General features: G+C 43.0%; 18 protein-coding genes. 7 read left to right on the top strand and 11 right to left on the bottom strand.

Annotation, left to right across the window (positions count from 1 at the left end; all coding sequences use genetic code 11):
• Positions 1-14 precede the first annotated feature (14 nt).
• Positions 15-677 (top strand): DsbA family protein, encoded by a 663-nt coding sequence (locus tag ACXAG2_RS17985; protein WP_474869275.1) that lies wholly within the window; start codon positions 15-17, stop codon positions 675-677.
• A 75-nt stretch (positions 678-752) separates the two neighbouring features.
• Here ACXAG2_RS17985 and ACXAG2_RS17980 read toward each other — a convergent pair whose 3' ends face one another.
• From ACXAG2_RS17980 to ACXAG2_RS17935, 10 genes are all read right to left on the bottom strand, one after another.
• Positions 753-2507, bottom strand: coding sequence for a sulfotransferase (locus tag ACXAG2_RS17980; RefSeq protein WP_474869273.1), 1755 nt, complete (start codon positions 2505-2507; stop codon positions 753-755).
• Positions 2508-2545: 38 nt separating this feature from the next.
• Complete coding sequence (locus ACXAG2_RS17975; protein WP_474869272.1) at positions 2546-3181, bottom strand: sulfotransferase family 2 domain-containing protein; 636 nt, start codon at positions 3179-3181, stop codon at positions 2546-2548.
• A gap of 66 nt (positions 3182-3247) precedes the next feature.
• A complete protein-coding gene (locus tag ACXAG2_RS17970; RefSeq protein WP_474869269.1) occupies positions 3248-4693 on the bottom strand; it encodes a hypothetical protein in 1446 nt (481 codons plus the stop codon).
• A gap of 285 nt (positions 4694-4978) precedes the next feature.
• Entirely contained in the window at positions 4979-5911 is a 933-nt protein-coding gene (locus ACXAG2_RS17965; RefSeq protein WP_474869268.1) for a GSCFA domain-containing protein, read from the bottom strand.
• Between the two features lie 35 nt (positions 5912-5946).
• On the bottom strand, positions 5947-7014 hold the full coding sequence (locus tag ACXAG2_RS17960) for a glycosyltransferase family 61 protein (RefSeq protein ID WP_474869266.1): 1068 nt from the start codon (positions 7012-7014) through the stop codon (positions 5947-5949).
• A 45-nt stretch (positions 7015-7059) separates the two neighbouring features.
• Entirely contained in the window at positions 7060-9459 is a 2400-nt protein-coding gene (locus tag ACXAG2_RS17955) for a rhamnan synthesis F family protein (RefSeq protein ID WP_474869264.1), read from the bottom strand.
• A gap of 2 nt (positions 9460-9461) precedes the next feature.
• Positions 9462-10616, bottom strand: coding sequence for a polysaccharide pyruvyl transferase family protein (locus ACXAG2_RS17950; protein ID WP_474869262.1), 1155 nt, complete (start codon positions 10614-10616; stop codon positions 9462-9464).
• Positions 10617-10618: 2 nt separating this feature from the next.
• Positions 10619-11782 (bottom strand): hypothetical protein, encoded by a 1164-nt coding sequence (locus ACXAG2_RS17945; protein WP_474869259.1) that lies wholly within the window; start codon positions 11780-11782, stop codon positions 10619-10621.
• A 26-nt stretch (positions 11783-11808) separates the two neighbouring features.
• Complete coding sequence (locus tag ACXAG2_RS17940) at positions 11809-13020, bottom strand: glycosyltransferase (RefSeq protein ID WP_474869256.1); 1212 nt, start codon at positions 13018-13020, stop codon at positions 11809-11811.
• Complete coding sequence (locus ACXAG2_RS17935) at positions 13017-14696, bottom strand: glycosyltransferase family 2 protein (protein ID WP_474869253.1); 1680 nt, start codon at positions 14694-14696, stop codon at positions 13017-13019. The genes ACXAG2_RS17940 and ACXAG2_RS17935 overlap by 4 nt, the downstream gene beginning before the upstream one ends.
• A gap of 325 nt (positions 14697-15021) precedes the next feature.
• Between ACXAG2_RS17935 and rfbA the strand changes: the two genes are divergently transcribed.
• The 6 genes from rfbA (at position 15022) to ACXAG2_RS17905 (ending at position 21477) form a co-directional block, all read left to right on the top strand.
• Positions 15022-15903, top strand: a complete 882-nt coding sequence (rfbA, locus tag ACXAG2_RS17930) for a glucose-1-phosphate thymidylyltransferase RfbA (protein WP_474869250.1) — start codon at positions 15022-15024, stop codon at positions 15901-15903.
• A gap of 42 nt (positions 15904-15945) precedes the next feature.
• Positions 15946-16491, top strand: coding sequence for a dTDP-4-dehydrorhamnose 3,5-epimerase (gene rfbC, locus ACXAG2_RS17925; RefSeq protein WP_474869248.1), 546 nt, complete (start codon positions 15946-15948; stop codon positions 16489-16491).
• Between the two features lie 9 nt (positions 16492-16500).
• Positions 16501-17379: a dTDP-4-dehydrorhamnose reductase gene (rfbD, locus tag ACXAG2_RS17920; RefSeq protein ID WP_474869245.1), complete on the top strand. Its 879-nt coding sequence runs from the start codon at positions 16501-16503 to the stop codon at positions 17377-17379.
• Positions 17376-18458, top strand: a complete 1083-nt coding sequence (rfbB, locus tag ACXAG2_RS17915) for a dTDP-glucose 4,6-dehydratase (RefSeq protein WP_474869242.1) — start codon at positions 17376-17378, stop codon at positions 18456-18458. The genes rfbD and rfbB overlap by 4 nt, the downstream gene beginning before the upstream one ends.
• A gap of 84 nt (positions 18459-18542) precedes the next feature.
• Positions 18543-20258, top strand: a complete 1716-nt coding sequence (locus tag ACXAG2_RS17910) for a glycosyltransferase family 2 protein (protein WP_474869239.1) — start codon at positions 18543-18545, stop codon at positions 20256-20258.
• 34 nt (positions 20259-20292) lie between these two features.
• The gene (locus ACXAG2_RS17905) at positions 20293-21477 is read left to right on the top strand and encodes a nucleotide sugar dehydrogenase (protein ID WP_474869237.1); all 1185 of its coding nucleotides are present in this window, start codon (positions 20293-20295) and stop codon (positions 21475-21477) included.
• Positions 21478-21520: 43 nt separating this feature from the next.
• Here ACXAG2_RS17905 and ACXAG2_RS17900 read toward each other — a convergent pair whose 3' ends face one another.
• Complete coding sequence (locus ACXAG2_RS17900; RefSeq protein ID WP_474869234.1) at positions 21521-22291, bottom strand: hypothetical protein; 771 nt, start codon at positions 22289-22291, stop codon at positions 21521-21523.
• Positions 22292-22772 lie beyond the last annotated feature (481 nt).

The following is a 22772-nucleotide window of genomic DNA, read 5'->3' as shown; positions in this document are numbered from 1 at the left end:
ATTGGGGACGTGGTATGTCGACGCAGTTTGTTTTACTAAAGAGATCTTTGTCTTTCAATCTGAGCTTCTTTTTACTTGTTTTCTTTAGTCTCTCACCTCTGAAGGCAATGGCTACTGCTTCAGACAATTTATTGACCAAAGATATAGTCATCGGTGCTGCACGGGCACCAGTGACAATTGTTGAGTACACGTCGTTTACATGTGGTCATTGTGCGAGATTCCATAATCTTGTGCTGGAGAAAGTTAAAGAAAAGTATGTGGACTCAGGTAAGGTTAAATTCATATTTCGTGAAGTTTACTTCGATAAGTTTGGCCTGGCTGGTTCACTCATTGGGCGTTGTGAAGGGCACCAGGACTTTTATCTGAACTTCTCTAAGCAGCTTTTTAAGCAACAAAGAGAATGGATGTCCACAAAAAACGAAGCTGAACTGTTGTCACGCTTTCAGGATATTGCAAAAGAGCAAGGTATGTCTGAGGCAACGTTCACCGCTTGTTTAAATAACAGTGATAGTGCAGATTTGTTATTAGACTGGTATCACAAAAACGCAGAAAAAGATGGTATCAAAGCAACACCGACGTTTATTATAAACGGTGAAAAATATTCAAATATGAGCTTTGAAGCCATGTCTGAACTGATAGACAAAGAACTTCTAAAAAGCACATCAACTAATCTCTGAAAATAAGAGCTCCTGTGTAATTACCACACAGGACGCTCTGTCCTTTCGCTACAGCCTGTAAGACAATATTTACTATTACTCACTGGTATATCTAAGTTGTCTCATTGTATCGCTGCAGAGTAAGTCTATTGCATATTTATCTTCTGCAGTAATTCCGCTACCTTTGTCACTTCTTCTTACTGTCGAAAGAACTTTTTCAGACAGCGGCTGAGCTTCAATGTATTTACTTACTGCTCCCATGGTTACCCCGGGATTGGCTGTCAGGTCTTCGTAGCGAATAAGTTGTACGCGATCACGCACCCTCAAAATTGACTCTGCCAGATAATTAAAGAAAAGTGCTCTGCGTATGGATGGATTTTCTTCGCCTGAAATCGTATCTAATTGCTTTATTTGCCAACCCGAAAGCAGTGGATCATTGGAGTCTGTAAAAGGAATAACAGACAGGTCAATGTCTCTTAAATGAGGAAAGCTGGTTATCCAGGACGAAATGACGTTATAGGGGTGTCGTACCATCACAAGTTTTGGCATGTCGGGAAGAGATTGGCAAAGTAATTCCAGTCGTGACAAATAGGCGAGGGGGTTTTTCGTGGCCAGGTGGAAACGGGGATCTGATACGTAAGGTTTGTACGTTGTCCGGCTGTCCTGAAATCTGGTATCTTCAATAACCTTACCCTTGGCATCCAGTTTATTTTCAATCGGTCGTTCAAGCAAAATTTCTGTTCTCAGACGCCGGTAGTACAAAGAGAGGGCATGTCCCGCCATGTCATTTTTAAGATGCGAGAAAATTTCTGCCGGCTCATTTATCACAACCATGTTGCAGCCCTGATGCAATAAGTTACACAACAAGCTGGTACCGGAGCGTGGCAAACCTGTGATTATAAAGTCTGTTTTAGAATATTGTTTTTTAGCTGCACGGTTGATAAAGGGAACACGAAACGGCTTCTTCACAACACTATGCCGCTTTGCACGAACCAATACAGCCTGCCAGGCTGCATGTTCATGAATAAGTGTGCTGATATGACTATATTTATCTGACAGAGTTTCAACCAAAGTACAAAGCGCAGGTTCACTGGCGATGACATCGGGTGAATGATAATGACAAAATACAGGAAGGTGTGTTTCATCCAAAGGCTTCAAATGTGCGGGATAATTCCAGTGTTCGCTTAGAACTTCAAAATGATAGGAAAGCGCTTTTGCTGCGACGGGCAGTGTGATTTGGTCGAGCCATGGGCGTTTATTTGTAATGGATTCACATTCGTCAACTTGCTTTGCTATTTCTAACCACTTCTTTGAAAATTTCTTTCCATTAGAAACAGATACAAGGCCGGCATTAAAGTAGGGTAATTCTACATTGCGGGAAACTGTTGTGATTACACGCTCTGAAGGAACATCAGCACCTATCGTCTGGTATACAGTTTGCCACTGGTTCGCGCTTCCTTTAAAGGTAGATAAATCTGCCGGTTTAGACTTCAACCCCTCTGTTTTCAGGTTATCAGCTGAAAACGATACCAGACAGAGAATATCACTGTCTATGAATACTGTTACCGGTGCTTTCGTACTCACGCCGATGGCAGAGAGTTTATTACCTATAGGATATTCAGTTCCAAATGGGCTATCTATGAGCACCTGTCGTACGCCCAGTTCTTCCAGCAGTCTTGAGGTGTTTTCTGATATATCTCCCCATAACGCGGGATCAGGGATCGCTGCGACCATATCAATAGACTGATGTGCAGAAGGAGAACGAAAACGTATGGAAGCTGCCAGCAACAGAGCTTTTAGCTCCAGCTCCCCCTTTTGGCAGACAAATACAAGACACAATTCCGGGGACATACGAATGAATTCCTAAGATTTACAGACACAAATACAGATTAAAAATGATAACCAAAAAAGGCAATGTCTCTTGCGAAGCGCGTTTCTATGATGGATCGGGTATTGGCATCATAATAGTCTCTGTAACGCACGTGATCCGAACGATTCACGTGTGGCAATGTGATGTTAGATGTAATCCCCGTAAACTGGCACATCTTTGCGACGCTGTTATTCAGATCCTCAAACCGGCCAATAAAATCAACCGCGACGTCGCCATTTTCGTCCAACATATAATCAAGCTGGTTATACAAAAAAGGCTTCCAACCAGACCGATCCGTAGCATCACCACAATTTTGTATGAACTCAGAAAAATTAGATGAGCTTTCAAGTACCTGCTGCCACAGCTTGTTGTAGTTAGGGTCCTTGATTCTCTCCTCACTGGTAAGCAGACGGCCATGCTCCCGAATCATTGTATACCAGGACACGAGGCGGTCGAACGGGTTTCTTACGAAAGCAATGGTTTTGTAGCGACTTATACTGTCACCTAAAGTCCCGATGGCGCGAATATAGGGGTCATGGGGGCGACCTGCCTCTTGTATGTCCGGTATAGCGCTACGAAGGAAGTGCGTAAGGCTCGTACCCGCAGTCTTCTGAATATGAATAAATAGTAGGGATTGTGAGTGGCTTATTAGCATGAGTTATCTGTGATTTTGTATGAAAATAAGTAAATTGGATTTAAAATTTTTATGTCCATGTGTTTATTAAGCTCCATCACACAAGCTCTTTATTTTCATTAAAGTTAACATCACAATTTCTCGCTTAGTTAAGCGCACATTTGATAGAAATTCCCTGGCTCCGCTGGAGTGGCTACCTTTACTTGCTTGCTTAATAATTGTTGAATATAAGGCCTTATTCCTGACTTTTAAATATTTAATCAACTTTGCGACATCTGCGTTTATCGAAGTGTCATCAGACTGCTGAGGGAGTCTGTAGGCTTTAACAAGCGTCATAAGCTTTTCTAAATTGAGCGAGGTGTTTACACTTGCGAGTTGGAGAGCTTCGCCTTCGATAACTTTATTTGCTCTGGTCAGCATGATTTCAGGAATACAACTATATGCTTCTTGCGTCTCGCTATACTCTTGTAAAATAATATCCAATTGTTGTTTTACAGTAACACTTGCAAATCCGTTACAAAGCCTCATCAAGTATAAGGCACCGGGGCTATACCGGCGATTCAAAGTAGAATTTTCAGTATTGGAGTTGGGTAGATTGTCGATATCAAGCCTGTGCATGAAATCTGATAATAGAGTGTTGCCGTAGAACAGATTTTTATCAAAATAGGCATAGTTAACTTCGCATTTAAATTCCCTGGCAATACCAGAAATGATTTCTAATGAGTTAAAGCCAATCCTTTCTGGTAGTGAAAAAGGTGTTGTACGTGAGTGTCGCTTTACTTCCTGGCTATATGCTGACTCTATAATTGCAAGAGGGTGCCTGATATAGAAAATGAACGTTGCACCTTGTAAACGGGAAAAAAACCAAATGAGATAATAGTAAAAATGCTCTGACGATAATAATAAAGTGCTCAGGTTGCTATCTTTGAATTTTTCAACAGTATTTCGTAGTTTAATATCGTCGAAATAGAAATCATCAGAAATCGGGTTGAAGCTAAGGATATGCTCAAAGTTACCTGAACTAACGCCATTCTCGTCAGCGGTATGGGTTGGATAGAAGATCCCATGTTCCATGAGCTTTTGCGTATTCCCGACTAACCATGATTGAATTGCAGAGGTGCCAGTTTTGGGAGGACCCAAATGTACAATCACTTTCTTATTTTTTGCTATTTTTTGCTGATATTTCTTTTGGTATAACTCCCATTTTTCTAAAAATATACGCTTAGCTTGTTCATAAATCGCATAGTCATCAGCATACAATTTCCGAATCATGATACGATCTTCGTCGTTGACTTCATGAGTGTTGCAGACCTCTCTGACCGGCAAAGCACTGTAAGGGAACCGGTAAAGAGTAACGTTTAGGTAGTCTGCTAACAAAAGGACTGATTTATTAAAATATTCACGGATTCCGACAAAAGCAAAATTATCAACATCTCTGCCATTTAATAGCCTCTTATAGAAGTTCAATCGTTTTTCATTACTGTAGAATTCTTTAAAAGTGATAGAGATATTATTTTGTGTTTGTTTCATCACGCAATAGGCCGAATACAGTCTTTGCAAAGGGTCCGCAAGCATGAAAGCTATAGAACTGGAAGGGAAATCGCGAGTTTGATTATCACTCAATTTGTCGTGATGAATCACATGCATACAACTCAAGCTTGAGTAGTCACAAATAATCTTCTTTAGTCTGCTCGTATCTGTATTTGGTATCATTACGAGAGACGTTTTCGCACTATGCACTTTTGCTACCCCGGTATCCCATTTCCATTTTTTAAAACAATATAATCACGTTTTCTTTAATAGTTTTTAATGGAATTATCAACTTTCCCGGAAATATGAATCAAAAAATATGCTCATTACATTTTCAACCGCTTCTGCCTGAACATGTATTCCATCTTCCTTGAATGCCTTTGTATATTCGGTGTTAACAATGATTTCATACGATGGGAAGTAATCAACAAAATCGAACTCGTTGGCCATATTTTCGGCAGCACATCGAAGGGTGGATTTGGAAAATTGATTGGCAATCACAATATGCTTTTCAGAAAATGTGGCACTTAAAGGTACTGGCGAAACCGTATAGATTATTTTGATTTCTTTATTTATAGCGCGAAAATTCTCGGTTGCTTGCACAAGCATTTCAGTTACGTCATTTACGTTTAAAATATGAAAGTTAAAATCTTCAGCAAGCGGGCGTAAATTTGGTTCTCCCGGCGATTGATTTACCCACGAACCTGCAGGTTTAAATTGCCAGGCTTCGTTATAGCCAAGTGTTATAATAACTACGTCAACCTTCGATAACCTCGAGTAAGTTTCCAGTAAGCCTTTTCTAATTGATATAGTTTCTTCTTTGGTGAGTCCTTTGAGTCCGTGTGTTAACAGGTCATAGTGCAACCCTTTAACTTCCACAATACTGTGAAACGGGTCGGGATGAGAAATGAGTTTACTCATCTCCAATACTGACCCGGGCGTATATACATTTTGATAGCCTGTCCTGTCAGGACCAGCGGCCTTGAAGTATTCACCTTTAACATAGGGAACTTGGCTAAAATAATTGATTTTCTTTTTATTAAGGTAGTTCTCTATGTTTCTCGCAAAACAAGAACCAATAGTAAAAAATGTTGTGTCCCCGGACAGGCAGAACTTTGGCGAGTGTACCAGGTTAGCATAACTCTCTTTATTTGATACATACTTCACCATGGAGCGATGCTTATTCTTTCTTGCGGCGGTTAAAGCTGTTTGAGTTTCCATATTTATTCTACCTTTAAAAATATATTCATTCAGGATCAACGTTCACTTTCAAAAAAATCGTATTCTTTCCGAAAGCGTTCTTGAAGAGCGGTTATTTCCTGTTGAACTTCCGCGGCACTGGGTTGTTCCCATTTCGAACAGTCAATAAAGCCTGTGCTTTGCATTTGTTGGTGAAGCTGCTCAAAGTCGAGAATCGATTTTTGAGTTGCACTACTGTAATTATCGCATTTCCGGGCGAAGTAGCCTTGTAAACTTGGTAATCCTTTTGTATCTTTGCCGGTAAAAGACCTTAATTGCTCATCGAATAGTGCATGTTTTTTCCTTCTCCAAACAATAAAGACGTCTTGCTCTTGTCTTGCCACTAACACAAATAAATGAAAAGCCGATCCATCTGCAAAAATTAATTTTGTTGCATTCGCGTAATAATTAATCTGTTCATTAATTGTCATTTCCTGAGGGTGAATAATGTCGTAGCCTTCATTCTCCAGGAGCTTCTCGAGATATTTTTCCCTCAGAAAAGCACCCTCGTGTCCTCTCAAATTTGAGCGTGAGACATAGAGCTTTTCCGGATATGTCCGTGCGTCATCTTTAACTGTTAAATCTCGAAGCATCTCAGCGTTATATCGATGATTTAATATGTGTCCATGCATGTTGTGCCCTAATTGAGATGGAACAAGCAGTTCTTCTACTCTGGTGGGCTCATTTAAATAATGAACTTCAAAATTACCAATGAGCTTTGTTATTATTTCTTCGACAAAACTGGCCACTTTCGCCTCAGGAGAACGCAGGTAGAACAAGACTCCATCAATATTTGTACTTTGCTTAACAGCCCACAGCCTTGTAAGACTTTCTGTTAGAAAGTGCCCGAAGTGCCTATTCTGTAACATGCCACAGAATATCCATCTTCCATGAAGGTATTTTTCCGGCCTTATTTGGTCTGGTGGGGAAATATTGTGATAGTTAGTTTTCTTTTGCTCTGCGAGTTTGCAAGGTATACCGTCTTGAGAAACTACACCAGCTTCAAAAGTTCTTTTTTGGATATCGAAATTGCTTATGGGATAAACCGCGGCATTTTCTAAAAATTGTATCTCAGGTAAATTCATATAGGTTTGTCAAAAAAGATATGATGTTTTGCGACAATATTAATGTCATTTCGGATATGGCTGGCTAATATCTGTTTCAAATTCGTCAGCCTCTATGCAAGGAAAAATTATGCGCTCCAGGGCGTGCATTATTGTGCCATCTATCTGTCCAGTTTCCTCGGGAAAGTCTGTATAACTCCATTCCAAATCAGTCAGTTTGCTTATCGCTTCTGGCTTGTACCAAAACATAGATCCGGCTGCGAAATCGATTTGATGTTCCGGTAGTTCGATATTCATTCTGTCCGCTAATTCTTCACACATTTTTTTGTTATCTCCCCAGCCAATGTCGCGCGCTATACCTATGTGGTAAGGAGGGGACACAAGGCCAAGTTTGGGTCGGGCTTTAAATTTTTGGATAGTTTCTTCAATCATTAAGCGACTACCTAAAAGGCTCCAAATTAACTGTAGCCTCCAGCCTGCCAAATTTGAGCTGTGCGACGATGACTTCGTATGAAGTTTCAATACTAAGTCACAATCCTGAAGAAGCGGTGTCGCGTGTATTAACCAGGGAGCAATATCCCGCCCTCTATTCAGGGTTGGAATGAAATATGTTCCAGGAAAACAAGCTTTTATGTCATTTTCAGGAAGTTCAACGCCATCTGTATAAGTTATTACTAATTTAGGTGAGTACGGCAGGTTCGCCAAGAACTCCAGTATCTCGGCAAGTAACTCCACATAAAAAACGTGTATATGAACACCTATTTTCACCTCACTGTTCATTTGGTGTGTGGTTACTAGTGGATATGTTTTTAAGACAGGTCCTGTAAGAAGCTCTGTTTGAAGTACAACTTCCGACCAATACTTTGAAAGGTGATTGAGCATGAAGTCAATAAAACAAACCCTTGCAGCAGGCGATAAGTTTTCCATGCCTTTACTCAGCCATAAGTGATTGTTCCGACAGACAAATGTACTTTTCACAACGTAATCGTCCAGTAACTTTCCCCGTTCATAGTCATTTGTCATTTCGTTGACTACTTTTTGGTAGTCATAAATGACAGGCATAACCGGAAGTTTGGTAAGTGAGTATTTTTGTATGCTTGTCGCTCGCTCTAATCTTTGCTCCGTTAACTTTATTGCTGGTTTGTCAGGATCTAATTCAACAGCTTTTCCAAGTAGCTCATTTGCTTTGGGAATATTCCCTTTGTAGATTTCAATGTCTGCTAATCTGGCAAGAAATGTTGAATTCGCTGGTGCCATTTGACGTGCTCTCGAAAAGCACCGCTCGGCTTCAGGTATCAGTTTTCGTTTAACGTATGTATCGCCCAGATGCATCCAGCGCCATGGCGCTTCTTTACGCTCGAGCATTCTGAATACTGCTGCCTCGGCAGTATCCAACTTGCCATATTTTGTTGATGTTACAAATATCGCTTCTAGATCCCTGGCACTAAGATTTGTCCTGTTCAAGAGTTGTTGCCAGTCAAATCGCGCGAGTTGTTTTTCTGGTAGTTGTTTTACCAGTTCTGCTATTTCAGGAATAGAGAACTGTTCATAGTTTATTTCAGGCAAGAATTCGGGGCAGAGTTGTATTTTTTCTGCTTCGTTTAGTTTGTCAAGCAATTTACGGGTCATTGTATGACCAGAACTTAATTTGCATCGTTCATCAGAATGCAGGCCCTTGCTGTTATCGTAAAGCGTGGCAAGCATTTCATTACATGCTTTCACTATTGAAGGGGATAGCATTTCGATAACTGACTGGGGAATCGATGATTGCAACAGACTATCAGAGTACGATGAGGTACGCTTAAATACATCAGGGTTAAATCCCTTTGAATGCGCTACTTCAAACAGTCTGTCGTTTTGCTTTTGAAAAGCTGAAAAGGGAAGAATCAAAGTATTTTCAGGTGCAAAACGATACCATTCCAGAATCGCTTTTGAGGACGCCAGCCACATTTTGGCGCCAAGATCTGGATATTGCCAAAATGACAGATCAATTTGACGGTGCACCATATCGCTTGTCGTATTAAGTAAATCCCTGCTGTGACGCTTAAGCAAAGAAGAAACTGAATATCGCCAGTCTCTGACCAAAAAGATAGACTTTACATAATTATCAGTTGCTTTGAGCCAGGGTTTAAGAAAATGGACTGCTCTGGGATCTTTTGCACCGGTCAATTCGTCACTGATGCGTCGGCTTTCTACATATTGACGCAATTTTGTATTTAAAAATTCGGGGGGAGAAAGCTGTGCTGCATCATGGCAACGCCAGTCTTTACCACATGAAGCAAGCATTGCATCGTGAATATCGACCAGAGGAAGATCTTCTACATGCCCTGCCGGATTAGCAAAACTTGCACCCATCAAGTTTTGCCCCATATTGACGCCGTTGTCAGATAACGTTTTTGCAACAGCAGAGGTTCCACTTCGGTGAAACCCGCTGACGAGATAGAATGAACTCGCTGAATGACTCACTATTAATTTACTAGAGATTTAAAGTGGCTTGAGGGAGACAACCCATTGTCTTCTACGAATTGAAACGTTTTCTTCGCCAAATCAATCCGGTTTTCGTTGTATTTTTCCCAATCCCATTGGGCAGCAAGCTCCAGAAGTTTATCCATCGATGGCGCTTTTTGAAATTCGCGAGCTGAAATTGTTGGGATCTGCATAGTCTCACAAAGTTCTTTTGTTCTGGAGTCAATATGCAAGCATACAGCAGGAACACCGGCCTGAAGGGCTATTTGACAACCGTGAATACGAGTTCCCGTTACAAAGTCAGTCTTCGAAATATCGCGATACCACTGCGGAATCGATACGTATGTTTGTGCATATGCTTTGAACCATCGATGCATTTGATTTGCAGATATGGTGGGGAAGAATCTTTGATGTACCAAGTTAATTTCATCTTCAGTCAAATCTGAAAGCCAATTCTCAGCAAGGCATATTAAGTCCTTCGGGTGTTGCACAATATACATTCCACCAAACTTATTAATTTGTTCAATAAGAAAATGCTCAAGCTTAACAAGGTTCGCAATTGCAGGATTGCCAGCGGTGATACCTATTTTATTTTCTATTCCATTTTGTAAAAGTGATTTACTTTTTTCCAGGAGTGACTGGCCGAGGTTCTTGTTACTACTTAAAAAGTGAGATGGACATCCAAGAGGTACAACTTTGTGGCCGAGCCCCATCTTTTCAAAAACTCGTTGAGTTAATTTTCCCCGAACTGACACATTAGCCTGATTTGACTTGCTACAAAGTGTCTCAAGCCAACTTTTAGAGGTAGCCGGGATCTGCTCAAAGGCATGATTGAAATCTGCGTCAAGTGGAAATTGAGCACCAAGACCCATGACTACAACAGGAACTTCTACATTCTTAATTTTAGGACCCGATTTTTCGAGATCCATATGCCGGCCTATATTGTTTGCCATCGGAATCAATAAACTTTCGCCTGTTTGATTGATTTCCTCATATGGAGTGGACCACCGTACATCTGTACCGCTCAATTCTATTAATTGTTCCAGGGCGTAATTAAATAGTAAGTTACCAGTGTTGCTTGAGGCTGATAAGTAAAGCTCTTTATAGTTTGTTACGAGTTTGTTATTGCCTGAGCCTAGTCCCATAAGTTTTGTCATTTTTATACCTCCGGACTTGCCAGGTTAATCAGTGTTGCGTCGACGGGTAAACCATTAGTGTCGAGAAAAACTTTATAATGCGCCGCATTCCTTCCTCTGACTGAGTCATAAAGTTGAGCGTCAGCATCAGTCCACCGGCATCGTTCTATAAGCTCTTCTGCGGTTAAATGTTCCACATCATGGTAAGACAAGGTTGGTATCCCCGTTGTCACAGACAACTCCTCGGTGCGCGAATCGATGAAAATAACCTTCCCGGGAACTCCGGCCTGTATTGGCAATGCGACGCCGTGATAACGAGGGCCAATTGCTAACGTAAAATGTTTTGAGTAGTGCATCCAGTTCTGTGCATCAGCAAAAAACACGGCAAAGCTTTCAAACCATGCTTTTATGTCCTCCCAGTTGCCTATACGGGAGTACACCTTTTCATATCGTTTTATGTGAGCCTCTTCAAACTCACCGGTTTCACCTAAAGCCAGCTGGATAAGAGCTTTTGGGTGTTGTAATATGTAATCACCTCTATACTTTTCAACCATTTCCGTTAGCGTGTTTTCAAGGGTCGAAGACGGGTGCCACGGATTGCCTGCTGCCGTCATTATTCTTTCGTATTTAGCTCGTTTTTGGTGTGCTAAACATTTTTGCCCTAGTTGAGTTTGTGTGGAAATGAATTGGGACGGGCATCCAAATGGGGAGCTTTCAACGCCGTAGTGCTCAATTACCTCAGAGCTAAAACTGCCCCTGGTAATGATATTCGGTGAGTTTGGATCAGGTCTCAGTTGTTTTGTTAGTTCAAGGAAGGTTTTGCTGCCTGCTGGTATCTCCGGCATGTTGCCAATTTTATCACTTTGCGCCCCAAGCCCGATGAAGACTGTGGGTAAATCGAAATGTTTTAAACGATCTGCCCAGCCGGCTAAATCTACATGACTGCCAATTTGATTTGCACAACAAATCACAAGCATGTCGTAATGCGCATTTACTGCTTTTGGGTTGTCGCCCCAATAAACAGTACCGAAGCTATCTCCAAGGATGTTCTTAATTCCCTGAACAAACGCTACATTTCCTGTATTGCCGCCAGTCGCTGTCATCCACGCATCAGTATCAGCGGTGGCCATGTCTTTTGCTACAAACTCGTCGATCTTAACCAAGTTGGTAATAACACCAATCTTCATAGAGTACCGGGTCCTAAAATATTAATCTATAGTGCATTTAGCAGAGCAACGTGCTCTTGAAATGCAGTTTTATTGGGGGAGAGTTTTGAATGCCATTTATCAAATACTTCAGTTTCAATGGCGTGGCAGATCGTACTCGCTAACGATGATGGACTACGGGCTTCGAAAGTGAGTCCTGCGATGTTCTCAATTTTTTCCTTCATTCCGCCAATATTTGAGCCGATCAAAGGCCGGCCATGGGCAATCGCTTCCTGGATTACAACGGGGGAGTTTTCCCACCAGATAGAGGGAATGACTACCCAATCACAATCTGCCAACAGTCCGGGTAACTGTTCCGCTTCATATGCGCCGCGTAACGTTACGCAATCACTTAACCTTTCCAGTTGTGCCTGAATGTTTTTTTGGAAAGACTCTTCCTGCTTGTCGAGATTAGCCCCGTGTATATCAAGAGAAATTTGGGCCTTTATTGCTTCGGGTAAACTGTTCAGTGCAGAAAGCAGAATATTAACCCCTTTGTACGGGTTTATCTGCCCGAAAAAGGCGAGTTTCGCACGCTTCTCACCAGGTACCAGTGAACGTGGAGGGATTGCACTGGTTTCGGGTAAGACGTTCTCGATGACGTGCATTTTTTCCGACGGCACACCCCATTCGATATAGCGTTGGGCTAAAAATTGGCTCGGAGAAACAAAGCAATCAACATAATTGAGCTGGTCGAGCAAATAATGCTGCCGGAGGAAAAAGTCGCCGGGAGAGTGTTGGGGAAAACACTGATGACAATCAGATGGAATTGCTTTTTTACATAGTTTTAGCGAGTTTTTTTTCACCATCTGACCATTGTGCATACAAATAGCCATAAACTCATGAATTGTAAAAACGATTTTGGCTGCAGGAGCGGCTTGCCTCAACGCGCAAAAAATTTCAAAACCCATATGCGCATAATGATGTATATGTATAAAATCAGGTGAGTATTTTTTGACTAATTGCCCGAAGTCATCAAACAGCGGCTTTAACTGGTTGGTACCAAGTGTAAACCAGTCATTCATTGAAGTGTGAAATAAGAGCTCATCACCCCTGACTGAAAAAGTTGAACCGCCGTGTGAACCCAGCTCAGCCCGCGCGATATAAAGGCAATCGAAGCCTTCTTCTTTCAACTTTTGATACAAGTTCCAGGATGCGACTTCGGCGCCGCCTTTACTCATTTCCGGGTGGCCATGTGAGATAAATAGAATCTTTTTCATGCTACAACTTCCGACTCACATATTTTTTCAAGCTCTGGCTTCCATCTCTTGTTGTACGTAATCGCATTGATAATGGTAACGCTGTGTTTCCATCTGCCTGCGTCTACCAGATTTTGAGACTGTCTTTCAAGGTGATACAAAACAGCATTACGGCAAATGTAGTTCTTTTTGCCGCTCTCCAGCATTTTCAGGCACAAATCAGAGTCTTCGAAATCGCCTAACACATAGACAGGATCGAAACCTCCCAGAGAAACAAAGTCTGCTTTATTCACCGCCCAGCACGCAGCTGTGACAAGTGAGCATTCCGACAGTGTATCTGAGTGCGGGGATAGCTTTTCTGGCCATCCTTTGAAAGGGTGATCATTAAACAGAAGGCCAGGGTATTCACTTATTGCCATTGGCGCCATACCGTCATGCTGGATTGCTCTGTCTTCAAACAGCAAGCGTGCACCAACTATACCCGTCTTCTCATCGTCCAATGGCGCAAGCATACGCTCAAACCAGTCTGAGGATGAAGGCAATACATCAGAGTTCATCAATATGAGCTTTTCAGATCGGGTTTCACCAACGCCTAAATTGTTAGCTCGCCCAAACCCAACGTTTTCCTCCAAAATCAAAACACTGAATGCCTGTGTGAACATTCTGGAGAGTTTGCGGGCTAAGCTTAGAGATTCAGATGCAATTTTAGGGTCATCTACAACATAAATTATTTCACAGTTCCTTGCGTATCCGGCACGCTCAAAATGTGTAATCTGAAATTGCATAAAGTCGTAGCGCCCATAAAGGGGAATTACGAAGGAAGCCACCGGCGTTTCTGAGGCTGAACCAAAATCGTAACGCTGTATTCCGACGTTTCGGTCCCGGGCATATAACGATTGAAGTGGTTTTGCTACCACGTCACTATGCTTAATGTGATCCGGATTTAACGGATTCCAATTGTTGAGAATTCGTTTAGCACTCTGCATCGGGGGAGCGTCACGATAGATTTGTTCAACCTTTACAGATGTATCGCCACTTACTAAGGACATGTTTACATACAGAGCCTTATCTGTTTCAAGAGTTGAATCTTCCTGTAACTCACAAAGTAATAATATGCCCGCATACTCTACGTGGCTTTGTCCAAATGTCTCTGCAACATCTGTACGCCTGAACCGTAGAAACTGATTTTGCGTTTTCACAATTTTAGTCCGGCCATTGCTGATCACGAACTCTTTGGCTTGTCGGCTATCAATTATCCATCCGGCTAAAAATAAGTACTTTCCGGTGATGATCCCGAATTCAAAACAGCCTGCAATCGAACCGGTTGCGGTAGAGTGTATGGGCCCTGCGTGCTCATCAACGGATACATTCCCTAATGGGATGCTGGTAGTTTGTCCGTTTATAAGTTTTGCAATCAGGTTGAGCTCATCAAGGCTTTTATTGGTTTTTACCGTTAATTGAAAGCCTTTAGCATGCTTCCCTGTGCTGGCAACAACATCCTGACGTTCAATGTCTATTTGCTTTCCGGGAATTTCATTGTTTTGTTTGTCTGCTATCGCCAGTGAAATAATCTCATCAGTAAAATACCACCCGATCACACATTGTCCGTCAATAGTCGGCGTAACAATATCGATTGTGAGAGAATGCTGTTTTGATTTACGAAGGAGTTTGCGAAGCGCAGATTTAAATTTTTTCATTGCTTTTAGGATGAAGGACAAGGTTGCTTCTTATTTTTTTGATTTAACTTACCATCGCAACGATAAGCTCAAACTCGTGTGATGCGTGTTTGTCAGATTATCATAGCTGCCAAACCTAAGTCCAACCAAAGCAAGCCGGGAGCTGCAAAAGTGCAGGTGAATATATAATCAGGACTTCTTATCCAATATACTTTTGTTATTTCCTATTGGTGAAAGCCATGTGGTGTTTGATAGAGTTGTCCGGAAAATATTTTGCGACCATCGGTTCCGTCGTGAGAGGGACTGGCGGAAAAGATGCGCAAGTCGCTGTTAATTGAGAATAAATATGAGAAAAGCAATAATCCTGGCGGGAGGCTCGGGAACACGACTTCACCCGCTAACGAAAGTCGTCAGTAAGCAACTGATGCCGGTTTATGACAAACCGATGATTTATTACCCGCTTGCTACACTGATGATGTCGGGTATAAGGGATATTCTGATCATCACCACACCACAGGAACAAGACCGGTTCATTGAACTGATTGGAGACGGTTCAGAATTAGGTATTAATGTGCAGTATGCTGTGCAACCATTTCCTGACGGGCTTGCCCAGGCATTTTTAATTGGTGAAAAGTTTATTGGCCGCGACGCTTGTACCCTTATTTTGGGTGACAACATTTATTATGGTCACGACCTGAAAGTCTCTCTTAAAAATGCATATCAACAGGAAACCGGGGCGACCGTTTTCGGCTACCATGTGAACGATCCCGAGCGCTATGGTGTGGTAGACTTCGACAACGATTGGAATGCATTGTCAATAGAAGAGAAGCCCGCCAACCCCAAATCTAACTATGCGGTGACCGGCCTTTACTATTATGACAATCGTGTTGTTGATTTTGCGAAAGAAGTAAAGCCGTCCTCCCGTGGCGAGCTTGAAATTACAGACCTGAATAATCTCTATCTTAAGGATGGCAGCCTGAAAGTGGAGTTAATGGGCCGGGGTTCTGCGTGGCTTGATACCGGTACGCTGGACAGTCTTTTGGACGCGGCTAACTTTGTTGCAGCTATTGAAAAGCGTCAGGGGCTGAAAGTGTGTTGTCCCGAAGAGGTCGCATATCGTATGGGATTCATCGATGCTGCTCAGGTGGAGAAGCTGGCAGCGCCTCTTATTAAAAGTGGCTACGGTGATTACTTAATGAAGATAATTAGTGGTCGTGTTAAAAGCTAGTCACGCCACCTCAACGTTTCGAATATTTGGATATAGCATTTCATGCAAGTACTAACGACTGACATTCCGGATGTCAAAATTATTGAGCCCCGCGTCTTTGGAGATGAGCGTGGTTTTTTCCTTGAAACCTTCCGCACCGATTGGTTCAAAGAAGAATGTGCTGACGTGGATTTCGTCCAAGACAATCACTCCAAGTCTAAGCAGGGCATTCTGCGTGGCCTGCATTATCAGCTTGAGCAAACACAGGGCAAGTTAGTTCGTGTAGTCAGTGGTGAAGTGTTCGACGTGGCGGTTGATATGCGTAAAAGCTCGCCGACCTTCGGCAAATGGGTAGGCGTAATGCTGTCTGCTGAAAACAAGCGTCAGTTGTGGGTACCGGCCGGTTTTGCACACGGTTTTTACGTCACCAGTGAATCGGCAGAGTTCGTGTATAAGTGTACCGATTATTACCATCCGGCTTCAGAAGTGTCGGTTAAATTTGATGACCCGACTATCGGTATTGACTGGCCGTTGGTAAACGGTGAAGCGCCGTCGCTATCTGCAAAAGATGCAGAAGGACTGGCCTTTATTGATGCCCCCGCGTTTTAAGGAAAGCCCATGTCAATTGTTGTAATAGGGAAATCAGGACAGTTAGCGTATGAGCTTCAACAGGCTGGCGGTGACAATATTGTTTGCCTTGGCCGTGATGATATCGATATTACGGACAAAGGCGTACTGGCGGACAAACTGAACAGCATAAAGCCGGATGCCGTTATCAATGCCTCTGCGTACACCGCCGTAGACAAAGCAGAGTCCGAACCGGAAGCGGCGGCGCTGATTAATACGCAGAGCGTGGCGAATCTTGCAGAGTACTGTAAAACAAACAGCATTTTCCTGGTGCATGTGTCGACAGATTATGTGTTCAATGGCAAGAAAGGCTCGCCTTACGCGGTGGATGACACTATTGAACCGCAGGGCGTCTACGGCAAGACCAAAGCCGGAGGCGAGAAATCGGTACTTGGCACCATTCCGGATTCCAGCTGCCTGATCCGAACGGCCTGGGTGTATTCCATCCATGGCAACAACTTCGTGAAAACTATGCTGCGCCTGATGGATGATAAACCACAGCTTACAGTGATTGACGACCAGATTGGTTCGCCCACATTGGCCAGCGGACTGGCGCAGGCATGCTTGTATGCCGCACGAAACAAAGTCGCCGGTGTTTACCACTGGACCGACGAAGGCGTGACCAGCTGGTATGATTTTGCACTGGCCATACAGGAACTGGCAGTCGAAAAAGGCCTGCTGGAGAACAAGATTCCTGTGTTGCCTATTCCGTCGTCACAATATCCCACGCCGGCTAAGCGGCCGCACTACAGTGTGCTGGATAAAACCCTGACCCGCGAAACTTTTTCATCACTGCATCCTGCTCACTGGCGTGAACAGCTCTCCGCCATGCTGGATGCACTGAAAGCCCAACAGAGCAACACACAATGAGCAAAACACTATTAGTCACCGGCGGTGCCGGCTTCATCGGTTCAGCGGTAGTCCGTCATCTTATTAATGACACAGACCATACGGTTGTCAACGTAGACAAACTGACCTATGCCGGTAATCTGGAGTCACTGACTACCGTGGCAGACAGCGACCGCTACTTTTTTGAAAAAGTAGATATTTGCGATGCCGACGAAGTAAAACGCGTGTTCACCGCGCACCAGCCTGACATCGTTATGCACCTGGCGGCAGAATCACACGTTGACCGCTCTATTGACGGTCCGGGTGAATTCATCCAGACTAACGTCGTCGGCACTTACACGTTGCTGGAACAGGCCCGCGCCTATTGGTCAAAACTGGAAGGCGGGAAAAAGGACTGCTTCAAATTTCACCACATTTCGACCGATGAAGTGTATGGCGACCTGCCGCATCCGGACGATGTGGAAGATGGCACTGAACTGCCACTGTTTACTGAAACCACGCCCTATGCACCCAGTTCACCATATTCTGCTAGTAAAGCGTCTTCGGACCAGCTGGTCCGCGCCTGGCTGCGTACCTACAAGTTGCCCACACTGGTTACCAACTGCTCGAACAACTACGGCCCGTATCACTTCCCGGAAAAACTCATTCCGCTGGTTATCCTGAATGCACTGTCCGGAAAGCCACTTCCGGTATATGGCAAAGGCAATCAAATCCGTGACTGGCTATATGTGGAGGACCACGCCCGCGCACTGATTGTGGTAGCGCTTAACGGTGAAATAGGTGAAACCTATAACATCGGCGGTCACAACGAGAAACAGAATATCGACGTGGTAAAAACCATTTGTACCATTCTGGATGATGTGAAGCCGAAAGATACAAAGTACGCTGAGCAAATCACTTACGTAGCTGACCGGCCCGGACACGATATGCGTTATGCAATTGATGCGTCCAAAATTCAGAAAGAGCTTGGCTGGACCCCGCAGGAAACCTTCGAAAGCGGTATTCGCAAAACCGTAGAGTGGTACCTGAATAATGAAGCCTGGTGGAAAGCCGTGTTAGACGGTAGCTATCAGGGAGAGCGTCTAGGCACAGGTAACTAAGCACCATCGTATTCAATCATGCTAAGATAATGGGGCCGCTATCGACTGCGGCTTTTTTGATGCACGCATGGAAAAAATGGCAGTATGAAGAAAATCGCGATGATGACGGTAAAGGGGGCAGTTGGTTTACTGCCGAAATCCGTTAAAGCTAAATTAAAAGATAGTCATAAGCTGACGGAATTTTACAGTCGCTCATTACAACGCTCAGGTTTGTTCTATGGCTTCCCTTCAAAGAAAAAAAGATTGGCGTTGTATAGTGCTTATTTGAAAAAGCAGGGGGACGTACTAAAAAGTTTTCCTGAGACTGACAGTGCCAAAGATCTTTTTTTAATCATTTTAGGAAGCAGGCAAATAGAGCTGACTTTGGACTCAGCTGAAAAATGTGGCTTACCTTTTAGCAGAGTTTGCATCGTAAATACAAAAAGTTCAGTAAACAGTAACAACGAGTTTTCGACTCTGGCTGAAGCTGTTGCTGGTATATCTGCATCATCCAAAGTGCTTCTGGTAAACAGCGGTGATACGTTTGTTAAGGAAGCGGCAAGGGTTTTTGCGTCTTTGGGAACTGATGCAGAGATAGTCTATTGCGATACAGATAAGTTTGATAAAAAAGGCAGACTATCATCCCCCCATTTTTTTCCCGACTGGAATCCGGATCTGCAGTTTTCGTCCGCTTATATTCAAACTGGCCTTTTGACACGTGCGGATCTGATTCAAAATATTGTCTGTGAAGTAAATACTATTGCGGGACTGCTGGTGCAAATTTCGGTACATAGAAAAGAAACTACCTTCAGGCACATTCCTTATACGCTGATTCATCGCGGCAAGGGGTCTTCAGGAGAAAATGCCGTAAATGAAGTTGCATCTGTTCTGCGTCGTTCGGGAGCGGCGGCCCCGTTGTACAATAAAGAGTTGAACATTAATCACGTTAAGTGGCCGGTGCTGAACAACCCCTTAGTGTCGCTAATTATACCCACTAAAAATGGAAAAGAACTGGTTCAGGCGTGTATTGAGTCCATATTACAAAAAACAACGTACAATAATTTTGAAATACTATTAATTGATAATGGCTCAGACGAGCAAGAAAGCCTTGATTACTTTGAAGAATTGAAACTTCAACCAAAAATTCGGGTGTTGTCGTACCCCGGGGCGTTTAATTATTCAGCAATTAATAATTTTGGCGTACAACATGCTAAAGGAAAGGTTGTTGGTCTCGTCAATAATGATATAGAGGTTATTGAACCTGAATGGCTGACATATATGCTTGGTCATGCGTTGCGGGATGACATAGGTTGTGTGGGAGCGAAGCTGCTCTATTCCGATGACAGGATTCAACATGCGGGTGTTGTGCTTGGTTACGGCGGTGGTGCAGGACACGCCCACAAGTATTTTCCTGCAAGTCATGCAGGCTATATGAAGCGTCTGATTGCAACGCAAAATTATTCAGCAGTAACTGCAGCATGTTTGTTGGTGAAGAAGTGCAAATTTACCGAAGTCGGTGGGTTGAATGAAGAAGATCTTACTGTCGCTTTTAATGATGTAGATTTTTGTCTCAGGGTCAGAGAAACTGGTGTCAGAAATCTTTATTGCGCGGAAGCTGAACTCTATCATTATGAATCTGTAAGCCGCGGTTTGGATCTATCGCCAGAGAAAGCAGCCAGATTCAAAAAAGAACTTGAATACCTACAGACTCAATGGGGCAGTTACATTAAGCAAGATCCCGCCTACAGTCCGAATCTCACGTTAAGACGGGAAAATTTTTCCGTAAAAACAAAAGAAGAGTTCAGTGAGTTCGATATTTAACGGAATTAAGAATTAAAATTGGAGATAGATATAAATGGAAGCAAATAAGAAGCTCAAAGTCGCAGTAGCCGGCACTGGCTACGTAGGGTTATCAAATGCGGTTCTGCTGGCGCAGCACAACGAAGTCGTTGCTGTTGATTTAGTTCCGGAGAAAGTTGAGCTGCTTAACGCACGCAAATCGCCAATTGAAGATAGAGAAATTACTCAATATTTGGCAGAGAAAGATCTCAACCTCAGAGCGACTCTTAATGCAGAGGAAGCATATCGTGATGCCGATTACGTGGTTATCGCAACGCCTACCGATTACGACCCTCAAACCAATTATTTTAATACTGGCAGTGTTGATGCAGTCATTAAAACGGTCATGAAGGTTAACCCTGATGCGGTAATGGTAGTTAAGTCGACCGTACCTGTAGGCTTTACAAAGGAAGCGAAAATAGAGCACGGTACTGAAAACCTTCTTTTCTCGCCGGAGTTCTTACGTGAAGGCCGCGCCCTTTACGACAACCTTTATCCCAGTCGTATTATCGTGGGCGAAATCAGCGAAAGGGCGGAAGTTTTCGCTGGTCTGCTCAAGCAGGGGGCAATTAAAGAAGATATTGAGGTGCTTTTTACCGATAGTACGGAAGCTGAGGCTATTAAGTTGTTTGCTAACACTTACCTGGCAATGCGGGTTGCTTATTTCAATGAGCTGGACAGTTATGCAGAAAGCAATGGTCTGGATTCTAAACAGATCATCGAAGGTGTTGGCCTCGACCCGCGTATTGGTAAACACTATAACAATCCAAGTTTCGGTTACGGTGGTTACTGTTTACCTAAAGATACAAAACAGTTGTTAGCAAATTATAGCGCAGTGCCAAACAACATGATTCAGGCTATTGTTGACGCTAACCGTACCCGTAAGGATTTTGTTGCCGATTCAATTATTAACCGTCAGCCCAAAATCGTCGGCATTTACCGTCTTATCATGAAGTCCGGTTCTGATAACTTCCGCGCCAGTGCGATTCAGGGCATCATGAAACGTATTAAGGCGAAAGGTATCGAAGTCGTGGTATATGAACCTGTCATTAAAGAGGATGAGTTCTTCAATTCGCGTGTGATCAATAACCTGGATGAATTTAAAAAAGTGTCGGATGTTATTGTTGCTAACCGAGTGACAGATGATATTAATGACGTTCTTGATAAAGTGTACAGCCGCGATTTATTCGGTGCTGACTAATCAGTGAATAAATGAAGAAGGGGAGCGTTTGCTCCCCTTGTTTTTATCTGTTTAGCACTATGTGGATATCTTCATCTGATAAACCAATGGACTGACCATATTCAACCAGCTTCTCGTCACTCACTCCGTAACTCTGGGCCGTTTCTAAAATCCGGATTGCTTGTTCTGTCTCTGCATGGGTTTGTTGCAGGGCGGTTGTAATTACTGCATCTGACTGAGAAGGAAATACAGCCAATAAGGCGTCGACTACATATTCACCAACATAAGGTACAGTATTTAGTGCCGTAGACAGGATCTCAATTACCTTGTTTGGATGTTCCTGAGATAATGTCTGTACGATACGGTCGGCGGAGTCTGGTTCTGTCTGTACAGCGACCCGAACAATTTCATCTAATTCTTCCGGTGTCGTATCCGCAGCAGCTTGTACAACAAAATCTACATAACTGGGCTCTGCACGGATCGCTAATTTGACTATGTTTGTGCAAGTACTGACATCTTTTTTAATTGCCATTTGCACTATGTCCTGAGTAGAAGCTGGTTGTGCCGATATGGCGGCAAATATAATTTCGCGGTATTTATCGGGATAAGTATCCAATGCTACGTCTACAATTGATACCACATCTTGAGGATAGTGACTGGCAATAGAACGAATCGCCCGACCAATAGACATATTCTGATCTACCTGCCGCTTCAGGAACTGGATCTGAAAATCGTCGTTATTATCTTTAACTGTATCTGCGTTAGATGCTGCGAAACATAGTGCGGGTAAACACATAGCTACTACAAAAAACGGTATGCTAACTCTGGGAGTCATACTCCACCCTCATTAAAATACGTCCCTAATGGACGCTATTATTGCTCTTATAATAGAGCTATCGTATTCGCAATTAGTTCAAATTGTCTAATTATTGTATGTATAGTTTATAAAGTAATCATTCGAACGCCCGAACACAACTTTTTTAGGTATAAGTGTTGACGTGCGGTGATAAATCTCTAAAATGCGCCCCACTTCTGACGGGGACTCATTTAAATGAAGCTTTCAGAAAGTGTTATAACACACACAGGCGTGATGAGTTATAACAGTTTTCACTGAAAACACTTGAGAAATTAAATTTCAAAAAGATGTTGACACTGAAAACGAAGCGCGTAGAATACGCGTCCCGCTTCAGGGAGAAACACTGAAGCAGCTAAGAAAATTCTTAGCATTGTTCTTTAAAAATTTATAACAAGACAATCTGTGTGGGCACTCGTTAAGAGTGTCAACCGACGATTCATAAAAGTTTTTCGATATATTT

This window comes from Alteromonas sp. ABH4_456 (genome assembly GCF_056160645.1).
The sequence above is the reverse complement of the archived record's forward strand: the minus strand, read 5'-3'. Positions and strand labels throughout refer to the sequence as shown.

Coding starts and splice junctions, on each gene's coding strand:
- ACXAG2_RS17985 (WP_474869275.1), top strand. CDS start 15: ATGTCGACGCAGTTTGTTTTACTAAAGAGATCTTTGTCTTTCAATCTG.
- ACXAG2_RS17980 (WP_474869273.1), bottom strand. CDS start 2,507: ATGTCCCCGGAATTGTGTCTTGTATTTGTCTGCCAAAAGGGGGAGCTG.
- ACXAG2_RS17975 (WP_474869272.1), bottom strand. CDS start 3,181: ATGCTAATAAGCCACTCACAATCCCTACTATTTATTCATATTCAGAAG.
- ACXAG2_RS17965 (WP_474869268.1), bottom strand. CDS start 5,911: ATGGAAACTCAAACAGCTTTAACCGCCGCAAGAAAGAATAAGCATCGC.
- ACXAG2_RS17960 (WP_474869266.1), bottom strand. CDS start 7,014: ATGAATTTACCTGAGATACAATTTTTAGAAAATGCCGCGGTTTATCCC.
- ACXAG2_RS17950 (WP_474869262.1), bottom strand. CDS start 10,616: ATGACAAAACTTATGGGACTAGGCTCAGGCAATAACAAACTCGTAACA.
- ACXAG2_RS17945 (WP_474869259.1), bottom strand. CDS start 11,782: ATGAAGATTGGTGTTATTACCAACTTGGTTAAGATCGACGAGTTTGTA.
- ACXAG2_RS17940 (WP_474869256.1), bottom strand. CDS start 13,020: ATGAAAAAGATTCTATTTATCTCACATGGCCACCCGGAAATGAGTAAA.
- ACXAG2_RS17935 (WP_474869253.1), bottom strand. CDS start 14,696: ATGAAAAAATTTAAATCTGCGCTTCGCAAACTCCTTCGTAAATCAAAA.
- rfbA (WP_474869250.1), top strand. CDS start 15,022: ATGAGAAAAGCAATAATCCTGGCGGGAGGCTCGGGAACACGACTTCAC.
- rfbC (WP_474869248.1), top strand. CDS start 15,946: ATGCAAGTACTAACGACTGACATTCCGGATGTCAAAATTATTGAGCCC.
- rfbD (WP_474869245.1), top strand. CDS start 16,501: ATGTCAATTGTTGTAATAGGGAAATCAGGACAGTTAGCGTATGAGCTT.
- rfbB (WP_474869242.1), top strand. CDS start 17,376: ATGAGCAAAACACTATTAGTCACCGGCGGTGCCGGCTTCATCGGTTCA.
- ACXAG2_RS17910 (WP_474869239.1), top strand. CDS start 18,543: ATGAAGAAAATCGCGATGATGACGGTAAAGGGGGCAGTTGGTTTACTG.
- ACXAG2_RS17905 (WP_474869237.1), top strand. CDS start 20,293: ATGGAAGCAAATAAGAAGCTCAAAGTCGCAGTAGCCGGCACTGGCTAC.
- ACXAG2_RS17900 (WP_474869234.1), bottom strand. CDS start 22,291: ATGACTCCCAGAGTTAGCATACCGTTTTTTGTAGTAGCTATGTGTTTA.